Source organism: Aeromonas sp. SrichE-2G (assembly GCF_017939565.1).
Classification (GTDB): domain Bacteria; phylum Pseudomonadota; class Gammaproteobacteria; order Enterobacterales; family Aeromonadaceae; genus Aeromonas; species Aeromonas taiwanensis.
Genome location: NZ_JAGKRG010000004.1, coordinates 189,591 through 203,020 on the forward strand (window position 1 = coordinate 189,591; position 13,430 = coordinate 203,020).

Consider the following 13,430-nt stretch of genomic DNA (forward strand, 5'->3'; position numbering starts at 1 on the left):
GGATGACGGTTTACAGGGGCGGGTTATTTTTATGACGCCCGATCGGGATCATCATGGGAATATTCGAGACGGGATCTTGAATAATATGGTTGTGCAAGCCAAACACGGTCTGAATCATCTCTCGGGTGAACACCTCGGGGGGCGTCCCATGAATATGTACCCGGCCCTCCTTCATCGCCAATAGATAGTCTGTATAGCGCGCCGCCAGATTGAGATCATGGAGCACCATCACTATGGTGATCCCCCGCTGCAGATTCAGGTCGACCAGGAGGTCCAGCACCTCAATCTGATGGGTGACATCCAGGAAGGTGGTCGGCTCATCGAGTAGCAGAATGTCCGTCTCCTGCGCCAGGGCCATCGCAATCCATACGCGCTGCCGCTGGCCGCCGGAAAGCTGATCCACCTCCCTGTCGATGAGGTCTGCGGTCTTGGTCATGGCCAGGGCGTTGGCCACGGCCTGATCATCCTGGCTGCTCCAGCGGGACAGGAAGGTGTGATGGGGATGGCGCCCTCTCCCCACCAGATCCCCCACTGTGATGCCTTCCGGCGCGATGGGGGATTGAGGCAGCAAGCCCAGGGTGCGTGCCAGCAGGCGCGTGGGGGTGTGGTGAACGGATTTCCCGTCCAGCAGGACCTGCCCCCGGGTCGGGGTCAGCAAGCGGGAGAGGGTACGCAGCAGCGTCGATTTGCCGCAGGCGTTGGCCCCGACAATGGCGGTGATCTTGCCTGGCATGATGCCGAGATCCACATCCTGCAAGATGGTCTTTTCGCCGTAGCCGGCAGATAACTGCTCAACCACCATGTGATGGGCGATGGTCACAGGGCTCCCCCTTTTCGATTAACGCGGATGATGAGGTAAATCAGATACGGAGCCCCCAGGGCCCCGGTCACGACGCCGACCGGATAGCGGCTCGGCAATAAAAACTGGCCGATGTAATCCCCCACCAAGACCAGGCTGGCGCCCACCAGGGCTGCCGGGATCAATAACGAGCCGCTCGTGCCGACGATGCGTGCCGCAATCGGGCCAGACAAGAAGGCGACGAAGGCGATGGGGCCGGTCACCGCCGTCGCGACCGCGATCAATCCCACGGCGCACATCATCACGAGGAGGCGGGTCAGTCCAAGATTCACCCCCAATGCCGCGGCCGTGTCTTCCCCGAGTCGCAAGGCCTCGATGTCCTTGCCGCGATGCAGCAACACCCCACCAAACAGGACCAGAGAGAACAGCAATGGCAAGGCCTGATGGAGCTGGACGGCGTTGACGCTGCCGGCAAGCCAGCGCATCGCCTCCTGCAGATCCCATGAACTGGCCCGGGAGAGCAGATAGGCGATGACGCTCTCGATCATGGCCGACACGCCTATGCCGATCAGGATGAGCCGGGTCCCGGCGACCCCGTTGCGGTAGGAGAGTCCGTAGACCGACAGGGCCACCCCTAATCCGGCTGCGATGGAAAAGAGGGCGATGGCGGTGCCGTCCAGCCTCAGCACCACGATAGCGAAGACGGCGGCGGCACTGGCCCCCGATGACACGCCGACGATGTCCGGGCTGGCCAGGGGGTTGCGCAGCATGGTTTGAAACGCGACCCCCGCCATGCCAAAACTCATGCCGACCAGCAGGGAGATCAGCGCGCGCGGCAAACGCAGTTGCCCCACGGTGAAACTGGCGCCCGGGACAGGCTCGCCATTGAGCACTTGCCAGACGACTGCGGGGGGCGTGTAAGACTGCCCCAGTAGCAGAGTGAGCCACCAGGCTGCCGCTGCTATGGCCAGCAGCGTACAGACAACACGCATCCAGCAGCGGGAGCGCAGCACGCGTACCGCTTTGACCTGGCCACTCAGGGCCATACATTCACTCATCACAGCTCCCTGACCCGCTGACGACGGACGACCCAGATGAAGAAGGGGGCACCGATAAAGGCCGTCACCACCCCGACCGCCAGTTCGCTGGGGCGGGCAATCATGCGGCCGACAAGATCGGAGAGCACCAGCAGACTGGCACCACCGAGAGCGGAGAAGGGCAGCAGCCACCGGTGATCCACCCCCACGAGCAGCCGGCAGAAATGGGGCACCACCAGGCCCACAAAACCGATGGGCCCACAGATGGCGGTGGCGGCGCCACACAGCAAGATGGCGCCGAGTCCGGCACTCCCTCTGGCCCAGGCCACGTTTTCACCCAGGCCGGCGGCAAGATCGTCCCCGAGGGCCAGGGAGTTCAGCTTTCTCGCGGTCGCCACCGTGATGAGCAAGCCAGCCAGCATGAAGGGCAGCACATATTGCATGGCCTCGAAGGTGGCGCCGCCAACGCCGCCGATCTGCCAGGAGCGCACGCCGCCCGCGATGTCGTTGCGAGGCAGGACGACCGCCAGCGTAAAGCAGGACAGCGCGGCCGAGGTCGCGGCGCCGGCCAGCGCCAGTTTCAGGGGGGTTGCCCCGCCGCGTCCCATGGAGCCTATGGTGTAGACGAAGGCCGCCGTCACCGCGGAGCCCAGGATCGCCATCCACACATAGCTGTGCAGCTGATCGATACCAAACCACGCGAGGCCGATCACCACGAAGAAGGCGGCCCCGATGTTGACGCCGAGAATGCCCGGGTCTGCCAGCGGGTTGCGGGTCACCCCTTGCATGACGGCCCCGGCCAGGCCCAGGGCGGCGCCCACCATCACGGCCAGCAGGGTACGGGGAATGCGCATGGCGACGGCGGCCTCCCCCAGGGTGTTGGCCTGTCCCTGCAGTGCACCGGCGATCTCCGCCCAGGAGACCGCGCGGGTGCCGAAGGTCACCGACAGCAGGCTGAGCATGACCAGCACCAGGATCAGCATGACCAGGCTGGTTGAGCGGTTGAGCCGCGGGAAGGGGGCGCAGGCTGGGCGCCTTAGTGATGACATGCCGCTCATTGCACCTTGCGAGCAGCCGCTGCCAACGCCTCCAGATAATCGTCGAGCACCCAGGGGATGGACAACGGTGTGGGATTTGCGGCCGTCGCCAGGGGGCCGCCCCCCAGCATGACCATGGAGCCCTGCTTGACGGCGCGCATCCTGGCCATCAGCGGGTTGGCAGACAGCGGATCGAGCAAGGCCTTCCCGCCATAGGTGACAAAGATATCGACGTCATCGAAGGCATCGACCTGCTCGATGCTGGCCTCTCCGGAGAATTGCCCGGAGCGGCTGAGTGCCGCGATGCTGCCGGGGGAGGTGAGGCCCAGATCGGCAAAGAATTTGACGCGAGAATCGTTCGCCGTGTAGAAGCGCAGTACGCTCAGATCGGTGGGGTCGAGGTGGGTAATGAACATGGCGCTCTTGTTGCGAAGCTCCGGATAGCGAGCGAGACGCCGGGCAATATCCTGCTCAATCCGCTGGATGAGCGCCTCTCCTTCCTGCACCCTGCCCAACCCCAGGCTGTTGATGCGGATCATGCTGCGCCAGTCCGTTGCCCAGGGGGCGTCGGGATAGGCGACCACGGGGGCAATCATGCTCAGGGTGTCGTAATCCGAGCGGCTCAATCCGGAATAGGCAGCCAGGATCACGTCGGGCTCGGTGGCGGCAACGGCTTCGAAGTCGATGCCATCCCCCTCGTCAAACAGTGTGGGGATGGGGGTATGCAATGAGTCCAGTTGAGCCTTCACCCAGGGCAATACACCGTCCCCGTCGTCATCGCCAAATTTCGCGGCCGCGAAACCTACCGGAACAATCCCCAGTGCCAACGGCACTTCATGATTGGCCCAGGCCACCGTCGCCACGCGCAGCGGTTTTTTCGCAATGACAGTGGTGCCAAACGCATGGTTAATCGTGATGGGATAACTGACATTATTTTCTGCCAGGCACAGGGGGCTGGTCAGGGCCAATACAAGGGTAATGACCATGGCTTTCATATTAAGCATCAATTTGGCTTCTACTCAATCGAATCACTATTTGATTGCGGGGGCGACTCAAGGCTCGTTATCATGAACCAGATTATGATAATGGAAACTATTAGCAGTTAGAAGTGAGCTGCAAGCCGGTATTAATTACAAATAATTCATGACCGATAACCAAAGAGAATGCATACGATGAGTCAGATAACAACACTGGAACAACTCAGGGAACTTTACAGCCAGCCGGCACCGTTGGCGGTAGCGAAGGACCTTCACCATATTGATAAACACACCCGGACCTTTATTGAAAATAGCACCCTGTTTTTTTTGTCATCCCAGACGAGCGGCGGCTTTCTGGATATTTCCCCTCGCGGCGGTGAGGCGGGGTTTGTCAAAGTGCTCGATGATAATACTCTGGCTTTTCCCGACAGCCCGGGAAATAACCGTCTGGATACCCTGACCAATCTGCTGAAAAATCCAAGGGTCGGCATGCTGTTCGTGGTGCCGGGCATCGACGATATCGTCAGGATCCGGGGGACGGCCTCCATTCATGTTGACGAAAAGAGTCGTGAATTCTGTCTGGATGGGAATACAGTACCCAAGCTGGTTATCAAGGTGGCCGTCGAAACCCTGCTGTTTCACTGTCCCAAAGCCTTGATGAAGGCCGATATATGGAGCCAGAGCACGTATCAGTCCCGTGAATTCCTGCCATCACTGCTCACCATCATCAAGGAGCAGCAGGTCGAAAAACATCAGCGCGGCTGATATTTATTTCTCATGAAAAGCATGACGAAATAAGCAAGGTGTTCGCCATCTAAATGGGTGGCGACATGGCGGATGGAATATATAAATGACGATATATCCCTGGTGAGCGGTATTTAAATGTCGGAGCGTGTTGGGGCCGTAATACTGCCCTTTCGCAAGGATGGCTTTCCGGAACGCTGCCCGCTCAAATAAACCGGCGCAAAAAAAGGAGGGCATGGGTCCTCTGGTTTCTGGATGGCGCCGTTAGGCGGCAAAACGCGGCGGTTGTTTGCCAGGGGAGCATGGTTGAGTGCGTCGAGCGAGCCTCGGCCCTGCGGAGAAGGGAGGGGCCGAGGGGCAGCGGCCCAGATAACTCCGTGCCGGTGCCGGAAACGATCAAGGGGTTGGCACCATGACGATGCCAACCCCTTGTTTTGTATGGCGTTCCCGACTGGAGTCGAACCAGTGGCCTGTCCCTTAGGAGGGGACCGCTCTATCCTGCTGAGCTACGGGAACCTTGTGGCGGGCATTATACAAGAAGCCTTGTGCTTTTAAACCCTTGATTCCTATTCCAATACGGCCAAATCACCGATTTGGACGTTGAACGGCGAATATTTGTTCTGGCTGCTGATGACGGCGCCATCCTCGAACACCTGGACCACCTCGAACAGACCGTCGGCGGGATTGCGCATCACCCGGGACTTGCCGTAGGGATCGACGAAGTCGGCGCTGTGCTGCACGCGGAACTGGTCGCCGAGCTTGACGCCGTTGCGACGGCCCAGGTTGATGTGGGGACCGCGTTCATGCTGGGCTACGATCCGGGCGGTCACGGGGGCGCAGGCGAGTTCGGCGACGATGTCCTGGGCCGCCTCCTTCAGCTGGTAGCTCACCTCCTGGCCGTAGCTCGACTGCCAGAACAGGCCGCCGCTGCTGCCGACCTGCTCCCGCTTGGAGAAGGTCCAGTTGGCGCGCCCCTGGTACTCCTTGCGGCCGAGCAGGGTGCCGTTGATGCCGTCAAACAGGTAGAGCTGCATGCGAAAATTGCGCACGGGATCCTCGTACCAGCTGGTCAGGGCGTTGCCCTGGGGCTCGAGGGAGAGATCGTCGATGCTGCCAAGCACCAGGTACTGGCTGTCGGTGCGCAGGCTCAGGGCCTTGATCTCCTCGAGGGCGCTGCGATCCCCCTGCTGCAGATGGAGGGGGTCGATGCGCAGGTTTTCGTCGAGCCACTGTCGGGCGACCACCTGGGGCGTGGCGGCCAGGGTCTCGAACAGGCGGCGGGAGAGATCGGCGGGCATGTCGTCCAGGGCGCCGGTGCTGGCCTGATCCGGGTAGCGCATACGCAGGCGGACCAGCGTCAAATCCTTGGCGTAGTGCTGGGTCTGGCAGATCTGGCGCTCGGCCTGGATGTCGGCCACCAGCGTGATGTACATGCGGCCATTGCGCACCTCTTCACGCTTGAGGCGGTATTGGCGGATGTCGCCGCCGGAGCGGATCTGGATCTGCTCCGAGCGCAGGCTGCCATTTTCCAGGCGCTGGATGCTGGAGACGGATGCCCCGCTGGCCAGCAGAGCCTGGCGCAGCGCATCCCGGGTCGCCTGCTCGCGGGCATAGACCTCGTCCCCCCCCAGGATGGCGGCACTGCCCTGGGCTTCGATAAGCTCGGCCCGGGCCGACAGGCTGGCCAGCAGCAGGGTTAACAGCAGCGATACTTTCATGACGGACACCTTGAATAGATGGCCCCTGGGCCGCGACGAGGCGGGCAGGGGATCCTGGACACAGCCCGATGCGCACCGGGCAGGCAAATAAAAGCAAGATCCATGCCTTGTTCCTGGGATGGGGGGCTCCTCTTCGTCCCACCGGCCTGGGGCGGCAGGAGGGGGACTGGGCGGATCCTCGGGCGATCCTGTGTGCATTCCCGTCTCAAGTGTTGGCGTTTGCGACCGATAACAGGTCAGGTGCAGATGCAGGAAAGGTATCCATGAAGAGAATTATCACTGTGCTGGCGATAGCGCTGGCATTGGCCGGTTGCGGGTCGACCGACCCCATCAAGCGGGATCAGGGGGATCCTCGCCAGGCGGCGAAGGGGATGGAGCTGAACTGGCTGGTGGCCCGCATGACGGATCAGCTGATGGAGCGCAAGTCCCTCACTACCCTGACCGAGCCCATTGCGGTCGCGTCTTTCGTCGACCTCGACACCCTGAAGGACACCAACTGGATGGGTCAGCAGATCGAGGAGAGCTTCATCTACGAGCTGAACCGGCGCGGCGAGGTGGTGGTGGACTTCAAGACCACGGGCAACATCCAGGTGACGCCGCAGGGTGACTTCGTGATGAGCCGCAACTACAAGGATCTTTCGTCCCGTCTGCCCATCTCCCGCATCCTGACCGGCACCTTCAGCCGCAACCAGCAGGGGATCCTGGTCAACGCCCGCATCATCGATCTGCGCACCCGAATGGTGGAGACCACGGCCCAGAGCCTGATCCCGAAACAGTATCTGTCCGGCGCCAGCAACTCCTTTGGCCGGGCTTCCATCAACCGCGGTTACCTGATGCGGGGGGGCCAGAGCCCGTCCGGCCATCTGGTCAACCTGACCCCCTGAGGAGTAAACAGCGATGAAAATCTTGTTGGGTTGCCTGATGGCCATGTTGCTGACGGCGTGCAGCGGCAACCGTGTCGTGAACTACGACGTGGCCGAGAAGCCCGATGACTTCCCCGTGCTCAAGGCGGTGGGCTATGCGGTGATCGACATCCAGCCCGGTCCCTCCCAGTCCGAGAAGATGCTGCAGGCCATTCGCGCCTCCAAGATGGATGCCTACCGGGAGCTGGCCGAGCAGCTCAACGGTCAGCAGGTGCGCGGCCAGAGCAGCTACCGGGACTTGACCCAGACCTCCAACTCCCTGGATGTGTCGGTAGCCGGCATGGTGCGTGGTGCCCGCGTGGTGGCGACCTATCCCCGCGGCAACACCTATGCCACCGAGCTGGAGCTCGACACCCGCAACCTCTATCACCTGAACCAGCTGATGGCAGGCCAGTTCTGACGTCGAAGCGTTGAGGCGAATGGACGACAAAAAGGCGACCCCGGAGGGTCGCCTTTTCATTGGCGGTATCGGCCGGCAGATACCCAGGCCGGCCCAACCTTGGTGGGTCAGCTGCCCATCAGCACCGGCGGCACGGCGGTCGGCTTGACGTCTTCACTCGGGTAGCAGCCCAGCACCTTGATGTAGCGGGTGATCTTGGTCAGCTCCAGCAGGGCGGCCTGCATCTCCGGATTTTGCAGGTTGGCGGAGACGTCCAGGTAGAACATCTCTTCCCAGGGGTTGCCCTGCACCGGACGGGATTCCAGCTTGGTCATGTTGATCTCGTGGCTGCGCAGCACCAGGAGCGCTTCCACCAGGGAGCCCGGCTTCTGGGAGGTGGACATGATGAGGGTGGTCTTGGCCGGGATCTGGGGCGCCACGTCGATGGGCTTGCGCGCCACCACGATGAAGCGGCTGTAGTTCTCCTTCTGGTTCGCGAGCTGCTCGGCCAGCACGTCGAGGCCATAGAGCTCGCCGCCGGCGGCGCTGCCGATGGCCGCAGCCTCGGGGCTTGCCAGCTCCTTCACCTTCATCATGGCGCTGGAGGAGGAGTCGCAGATCTCGTGGCGCGCCCCTTCCAGCTTGCTCAGGTAATGGGAGCACTGCTGGAACACCTGGGGGTGGGCGTAGAAGGTCTTGATGCGGGACAGCTCGGTGGGCACGGCGGTGAGGATGCAGTGCTCGATGGGGTAGGTGAGTTCACCCACGATGGAGAGGGTGGTGTGCTGCATCACGTCATACACCTCGTTGATGGAGCCCGAGCTGGTGTTCTCGATGGGCAGCACCCCGAAGGCGGCGCGGCCAGACTCCACCGTGTCCAGCACCTCGCGGAAGTTCTGGCAGTTCACCTCGATTACCTGATCCTTGTAGCGGGCCAGGTACTTGCGGGCCGCCAGGCTGGAGTAGGAACCACGTGGGCCCAGGTAGGCGACGCTGGTCATGGGCTCCTGCTGCTGGGGGTTCAGCAGGCTCTGCAGGTAGGCCTGCTGGGAGAGCACGGAGTCTTCGATGATGGTGTGGTAGATGCGGGTGATGTACTGGGCATCCAGTCCGAGGGCGCGTCCCTTCTGGATCAGGGCGACCAGCAGATCCTGCTCGCGCTGGGTGTCACGGATGGGGCGGGGGTTGGCCTGCTTGGCACGGGCGACCTCGATGCTGAGGGTCTTGCGCTTGGCCAGCAGGGCGAGCAGCTCCTGATCCAACTGGGTGATGTCGTGTCTGATCTCGTCGAGCGTTGCCATGGTGGTTCCCTATCCAATTCTTCTGTTGTGTGTTGTGCAAAAAAAAGCCTCCGCTGGGGAGGCTCGATTCGTCTTTGGTTTCTGTTTACGCGAATGGTTCACGTGACGACGGGCCTTCCCTCATGAGGGCCGGGTAAACGAGAAAACAAAGAAGAATAGTGTGTGCATGAGAGTGTCCTGAATGTAACGCCATAACCATTAAGGGATTTGACGATGTGATGCAAGTAAAACTTGCCCGGGCGCGTTGAACCGTGCAGGGTAGATGGTCGGGGTTCGAGGGGTGATGAGTGCCATTGAGACCCCATTTTGTCGGGCAAGGCGAGGGAGGCGAGACGATGGCGATTATCTTTGATCTGGGTCGGGTGGTGGTGAGCTGGGATCCGGTCGGCATAGTGAGTGCGGTGAGGGGCCCCGAGGGGGCGGCGGCGCTGGCGGAGCGGTTGTTCAACCACCCGGACTGGCTGGAGGTGGACCGCGGCACTCTCTCCCTGCACACCATGGCGCGCCGGGCCGAGGAGCGCACCGGCCTGAGCGCGGCGGACAACCTCGCCATCCTGCAGGCGGTGCCGGCCTCCCTGCTGCCGGATCCCGCCATGGTGCGGCTCATCGAGGAGCTGCACAGTGCCGGCCATGTCCTCTACGCCCTCTCCAACATGGGCCACGCCAGCATCGACTGGCTGGAGCAGCATCAGGACTTCTGGCGCTTCTTCAGTGGCAAGGTGGTGTCGGCCCGGGTGCGCATGATGAAGCCGGAGCCCGACATCTATCGCTACCTGCTGGTGTCGTTCGACCTTGTTCCGTCCGATTGCCTCTTTATCGACGACAGCCCGGCCAACGTGGCGGCGGCCGAGGCCCTCGGCCTGCGGGGACTGGTCTTCACCGACCCGGTCCGGTGCCGTGACCACCTGGTCGGGCAGGGGCTGCTGCCGGCATGAGGAATGCGCTGCCGCTGCGGCGAATAAAATGAGCAAAATTCATCTTTAGAGCAAATAACATACAATATAACCATGCCGTTTAAGGGTATATTCAGCTTGGTGCGCGCAAAATGACATCCTGTTTATCATCCGGAGTGGTTGTGATGGATGCCAACGTAGTCGCGCTGAATCGGGGATACGATCAGCACTTTCAGGCCAGGGAACAGAGGCTCATCGATACCCTGGCAGGATATGGCGAACTACTTGTCTGCTTCTCCGGCCGCCTGGAATCCTGCTATGGCATGGATCTGTGTCGGGCCAGCGGGGTCCGCTTTCGTGCCGTGACCCTGGACAATCCCACCCTCAGCCGCAACTCGGTGGCCAGGGCCAGACGTTACTGCCAGCACTACGGCATCCCTCATCAGGTGATCAAGACAGACGAGATGATCTTCAGCGTGCACCTCGGCCACCTCGCCGAGGTGACGGATCCGGTGCGCTATCTGTGCCGACGCCTCGGGCAGGACGGTGGCCCGCCGATCCTGTTGTCGGCCTCCGTCGAAGAGATGCGGGAGTATCTGCGTCGCTTTCGCAGTCTGCCGGCCAACACGCTCTGGATCTTTGCCGAGCAGGGCATGACGAACCGGGATTTTCGCTATGGTTTCCACAAGCGGCAGCTGGCGCTCTGGGGCTCGGGAGGGGAGGCCTGCCTGAGCTGGCGCTTCTCCGACGTATCGAGCCTGGACAGACGCCACCTGCACATGGTCGACATGGCCGAGCAGATGCTGTTCGACATGGGGCTGGAGGGGGCCCAGGTCTTCTTCCACACCCTGGCGGACAGGGCCACCACCCTGGCGAGGATAAGGGTGCCCCAGCGCCTGCGCGCCCTGGTGTTCGACCTGCAGCCGACGATCCAGAAGGCGCTCAAGAGCGTCCATTTCGACCTGGTGACCCTGGATCTCGCCGCGGGCGAGGATCCCCAATCCCTGATCCTCTGATCCCGCGCAGGGGCACAACGTGAGTCGGGTCATAGGCAAGGGGGGCCCGACTCTTTATACTCCTCCTTTCGCATCCCTTACCGAGTTTCTGCCCATGAAATCCCTCTCCAGATTGCTGGTCGCCCTTTGCCTCTGCCCACTGCTGGCCGAGGCTGCCCCCCTGCACCAGATCACCCTGCCCGACGGTCGCCAGGTGCAGCTCAACGATGACTTCACCTGGGAATACCTGCTGATCAAGCCTGCCGAGACGAGTTCCGGCAAGGTGGTGACCACCAGCGTGGCGGCTCCCGTGCTGACCGAGCAGGCCCTGGCCAATCCCGACCTGCTCTCCCAGGCGACCCGGGACGGCATCACGGTGAAGCTCGACCAGATGGCGGGGGACGATCCCCTCAGCCTGCAGTTCCTGGTGAGCAACAGCGGCAGCCGCAATGTGGTGCGGGTGAACGGCAGCCTGACCCTGTTCAGCGCCGAGGGGGTGCAACTCTCGACCCAGCCGGCACGTTTCTGGGTCGGGGAGAACCGGCTGCCAGAGTCCTATCTGCGCAAGGGGGAGGCGCGCCCGTCCCGTGCCATCGAGCTGGCCCGCCCTGCCGGCCTCACCGGCAAGCCGCTGGTGCGGGTGCAGATCGACGAGGTGGAATTCCGCTGACAGGGTGGCGGGGGAGGCTGCGCTCCCCCGCCGATTGTTGCACCGTTAACGGCCTGCAACATCCGCTTACATCTGCCATGGTTTGGCAACAGCTTGCCGCTCGGCGCCTCCCCGTTTGCCCGTCACAATGACCCCATTCCAGTTAGGTCCGCCTAACTCAACACATGGAGTCAACGAAATGCAAAAGATCGCACTGTCTGTTCTGGTTCTGGCCGGTCTCTCTTCCACCACCGTCATGGCACAGGATGCCTTCAGCTACGCCAAGGGCTCAGCCACCTGGGCGCACACCAAGTCTGACTACATCGGCGGCAAGGATGGCGACAACCGCGACTTTGGCGGCCTGAGCGTGGATCTCTCCAAGAGCTTCGGCACCAACGTCTATGGCCGGGTCGGCACCGAATACACCTCCCGCAGCAGCGGCAACGACAGCATGGCCATCTCCAACCTGGGGGTCGGTGTCTTCACGCCCCTCAGTACCGGCCTGAACCTCTACGGTGAAACCGGTCTGATGGGTTACAGCATGGAGCGCGAGCTGGCCTCCGACGTGAACCACTCCGGCTGGGATACCCTGGCCCGCAAGCAGAGCGGCAGCCTGTACGGTGAAGTGGGTCTGCGCTACGACATCGGCGCGGTGGAGCTCTCCACCGGCTACCGCTACGCCAACATGACCGACGACATGCACGACTTCAAGGCGGGGGCGGCCTACAAGCTGACCCAGAACCTGGCCCTCACCGCCGATTACACCTACCGCAACTGGGATCTGCAAAAAGGCTCCATCTCCAGCCTGGGTGTGAAATACAGCTTCTGATCTTCCATCCTGTAGTGTCTTCCTATTTGCCCATGACCCCGGTCATGGGCTTTTTTGTTTGCCGGTGATCCACCCTTCACGCATGCGCCGTATCAGTCCGCAATAGTTATACAACTTTCATTTTTTTGTATAACTGCTATAACGAAAGTAAGGCTTATACAAGGGGTGTCATCATGTACAAGATTAAGGTCGGTATCAGCGCCTGTCTGCTCGGTCAGGAGGTGCGCTTCGATGGGGGTCACAAACGTTCCAGCTTCTGTGAGCGGGATCTCGGCCCCCATTTCGACTATCACCCCGTCTGCCCCGAGATGGCCATCGGCCTCGGCGCACCCCGCGCCGCCATCCGGCTGGTGAAGCGCCAGGGCGAGATCCGTGCCGAGGCGAGCAACGGCAGCTTTGACGTCACCGATCGGCTTATCGCCTTCAGCGAGCAGAAGGCGCGCCAGCTCGACTTTCTCTCCGGTTACATCCTCTGCGCCAAATCTCCCAGCTGCGGCATGGAGCGGGTGCGCATCTATGGCGCCAACAACGAGGGGAGCGCCAAGGAGGGGGTCGGCCTCTTTGCCAAGGCGCTGATGGAAGCCAACCCCTTGCTGCCGGTGGAGGAGGACGGTCGCCTGTGTGATCCCATACTGCGGGAGAACTTCGTGCTGCGGGTCTTCGCCTATCACGACTGGCAGCAGCTCTGTGCCCGGGGGATCACCGCCTCAGCCCTGATCCGCTTCCACTCCCGCTACAAGTACCTGGTGCTCTCCCACGCCACCACCCACTACCGGGCACTCGGCAAGCTGCTCGGCAACCTGGCCAAGGCAGACCTGCAGGAGGTAGCCGACAGCTACATCAAGGGACTGATGGCTGCGCTGACCCTTCGCGCCAACCGCCGCAGTCACACCAATGTGCTGATGCACCTGCAAGGCTACTTCAAGCGGGTGCTGACCCCGGCCCAGAAGCAGGAGCTGTGCGAGGCGATCGACAAATACCGCACCGGCCTCTTCCCGCTGCTGGTGCCCCTCACCCTGATCCGCCACTACCTGCGCGAGTACCCCAACCCCTATCTCGCCGAGCAGGTGTACCTCAATCCGCACCCCGACACGCTGAAGCTGCGCTACGGGCTCTGAAATGCGGTTTTGTACAGCTGAGCAGGTCTAC

General features: G+C 62.0%; 14 protein-coding genes, 1 tRNA gene and 1 other annotated feature. Of the genes, 8 read left to right on the forward strand and 7 right to left on the reverse strand.

All coding sequences use genetic code 11. The features are described 5' to 3' along the window. Positions 1-10 precede the first annotated feature (10 nt). Genes J9885_RS02905 through J9885_RS02920 form a run of 4 tightly spaced genes read right to left on the reverse strand, consistent with a single transcriptional unit; the run spans position 11 to position 3,868 of the window. The gene (locus J9885_RS02905; protein WP_349237373.1) at positions 11-820 is read right to left on the reverse strand and encodes an ABC transporter ATP-binding protein; all 810 of its coding nucleotides are present in this window, start codon (positions 818-820) and stop codon (positions 11-13) included. Continuing rightward, on the reverse strand, positions 817-1,857 hold the full coding sequence (locus J9885_RS02910; protein ID WP_210548038.1) for an iron ABC transporter permease: 1,041 nt from the start codon (positions 1,855-1,857) through the stop codon (positions 817-819). Before J9885_RS02910 ends, J9885_RS02905 begins: the two co-directional genes overlap by 4 nt. Next, positions 1,857-2,885 (reverse strand): iron ABC transporter permease, encoded by a 1,029-nt coding sequence (locus J9885_RS02915; protein ID WP_210548039.1) that lies wholly within the window; start codon positions 2,883-2,885, stop codon positions 1,857-1,859. Before J9885_RS02915 ends, J9885_RS02910 begins: the two co-directional genes overlap by 1 nt. A 5-nt stretch (positions 2,886-2,890) precedes the next feature. Further along, positions 2,891-3,868, reverse strand: a complete 978-nt coding sequence (locus tag J9885_RS02920) for an iron-siderophore ABC transporter substrate-binding protein (protein WP_210548040.1) — start codon at positions 3,866-3,868, stop codon at positions 2,891-2,893. Positions 3,869-4,045: 177 nt separating this feature from the next. Between J9885_RS02920 and J9885_RS02925 the strand changes: the two genes are divergently transcribed. After that, positions 4,046-4,615 carry an MSMEG_1061 family FMN-dependent PPOX-type flavoprotein gene (locus J9885_RS02925; RefSeq protein ID WP_210548041.1) on the forward strand — a complete coding sequence of 190 codons (570 nt, stop codon included), beginning with the start codon at positions 4,046-4,048 and terminating at the stop codon, positions 4,613-4,615. Positions 4,616-5,033: 418 nt separating this feature from the next. On the opposite strand, the gene J9885_RS02930 is transcribed toward J9885_RS02925, so the two are convergent. Both J9885_RS02930 and J9885_RS02935 read right to left on the reverse strand, forming a co-directional pair. Beyond that, positions 5,034-5,110, reverse strand: a tRNA-Arg gene (locus tag J9885_RS02930). A gap of 50 nt (positions 5,111-5,160) precedes the next feature. After that, on the reverse strand, positions 5,161-6,312 hold the full coding sequence (locus J9885_RS02935; protein WP_134696890.1) for a flagellar assembly protein FlgT: 1,152 nt from the start codon (positions 6,310-6,312) through the stop codon (positions 5,161-5,163). Positions 6,313-6,575: 263 nt separating this feature from the next. Here J9885_RS02935 and J9885_RS02940 point away from each other — a divergent pair, with 263 nt between their 5' ends. Both J9885_RS02940 and J9885_RS02945 read left to right on the forward strand, forming a co-directional pair. Further along, on the forward strand, positions 6,576-7,196 hold the full coding sequence (locus J9885_RS02940; protein ID WP_210548042.1) for a FlgO family outer membrane protein: 621 nt from the start codon (positions 6,576-6,578) through the stop codon (positions 7,194-7,196). A 13-nt stretch (positions 7,197-7,209) separates the two neighbouring features. Next, positions 7,210-7,635, forward strand: coding sequence for an LPP20 family lipoprotein (locus J9885_RS02945; protein WP_134696891.1), 426 nt, complete (start codon positions 7,210-7,212; stop codon positions 7,633-7,635). Positions 7,636-7,742: 107 nt separating this feature from the next. Here J9885_RS02945 and pheA read toward each other — a convergent pair whose 3' ends face one another. Beyond that, positions 7,743-8,915 (reverse strand): prephenate dehydratase, encoded by a 1,173-nt coding sequence (gene pheA, locus J9885_RS02950; protein WP_043758512.1) that lies wholly within the window; start codon positions 8,913-8,915, stop codon positions 7,743-7,745. 38 nt (positions 8,916-8,953) lie between these two features. After that, positions 8,954-9,087 (reverse strand) — a sequence feature (Phe leader region). Between the two features lie 163 nt (positions 9,088-9,250). Here pheA and J9885_RS02955 point away from each other — a divergent pair. The 5 genes from J9885_RS02955 to J9885_RS02975 all read left to right on the forward strand — a co-directional run bounded on the left by J9885_RS02955 (position 9,251) and on the right by J9885_RS02975 (position 13,399). Continuing rightward, positions 9,251-9,850, forward strand: coding sequence for an HAD family phosphatase (locus J9885_RS02955; protein WP_210548043.1), 600 nt, complete (start codon positions 9,251-9,253; stop codon positions 9,848-9,850). A gap of 143 nt (positions 9,851-9,993) precedes the next feature. Continuing rightward, positions 9,994-10,824, forward strand: a complete 831-nt coding sequence (locus tag J9885_RS02960) for a hypothetical protein (protein ID WP_210548044.1) — start codon at positions 9,994-9,996, stop codon at positions 10,822-10,824. 94 nt (positions 10,825-10,918) lie between these two features. Next, positions 10,919-11,473, forward strand: coding sequence for a DUF3157 family protein (locus tag J9885_RS02965; protein ID WP_210548045.1), 555 nt, complete (start codon positions 10,919-10,921; stop codon positions 11,471-11,473). A 178-nt stretch (positions 11,474-11,651) separates the two neighbouring features. Beyond that, positions 11,652-12,281, forward strand: a complete 630-nt coding sequence (locus tag J9885_RS02970) for an autotransporter (protein ID WP_134696894.1) — start codon at positions 11,652-11,654, stop codon at positions 12,279-12,281. Positions 12,282-12,454: 173 nt separating this feature from the next. After that, positions 12,455-13,399, forward strand: a complete 945-nt coding sequence (locus J9885_RS02975) for a DUF523 and DUF1722 domain-containing protein (RefSeq protein WP_210548046.1) — start codon at positions 12,455-12,457, stop codon at positions 13,397-13,399. The last annotated feature ends 31 nt before the right edge of the window (positions 13,400-13,430 follow it).